General features: G+C 71.1%; 1 protein-coding gene. It reads left to right on the forward strand.

Translation table 11 applies throughout. The features are described 5' to 3' along the window. Positions 1-190 precede the first annotated feature (190 nt). A partial coding sequence (locus ASG00_RS16580) for an MFS transporter (protein WP_327037465.1) occupies positions 191-700 on the forward strand: 510 nt, incomplete at its 3' end.

The following is a 700-nucleotide window of genomic DNA, read 5'->3' on the forward strand; positions in this document are numbered from 1 at the left end:
CCTGTGAGATCGGGATGACGCGGGCCACCGGACGCGACTACCGTCACGTGGTGGAGCTGCTCGAGGAGGCCACCCGCCCCTCGCTGTGACCGGCGGGCCGGCCGGGGGGACGGCCGGCCCGCCCCCGTCAGCATCGCCCTGCGGAAACGAACGCTACCGTTCGTTCACGCACCGGCAATAGCGTGTGCTCATGGCATCACTCGAGCCCCCGGCCGCCGCGCCCGCAGGCGCCGGAGCCGCGGCATCCGTCTCGTCCCTCGACGCCCGCACGCGGCGCGGCCGCGTGTTCGCCTGGGCGCTGTGGGACTGGGGGTCGGCGGCGTTCAACGCGGTCGCGACGACCTTCGTGTTCACGGTCTACGTCACGGGTTCGAGCTTCGGAGACAAGACGGCGAACTCCGCGGCGCTCTCGTGGGCGCTCGCGATCGCCGGCATCGTCGTGCTGCTGATCGCGCCGGTCACCGGGCAGCGATCGGATGCCTCGGCCCACCGCAAGCGCTGGCTCGCGATCAACACCGCGGTCGTCGTCCTGACCCTCGCGCTCATGTTCTTCGTGCACCCGTCGCCCGCCTACCTGTGGTTCGGTCTCGCGCTGCTCGCGATCGGCACGGTGTTCTTCGAGCTGGCGAGCGTCAACTACAACGCGATGCTCGCCCAGATCTCCACGCCCCGCACCGTCGGGAAGGTGTCGGGCTTCGGG

Source organism: Microbacterium sp. Leaf351, from assembly GCF_001423825.1.
Classification (GTDB): Bacteria; Actinomycetota; Actinomycetes; order Actinomycetales; family Microbacteriaceae; genus Microbacterium; species Microbacterium ginsengisoli.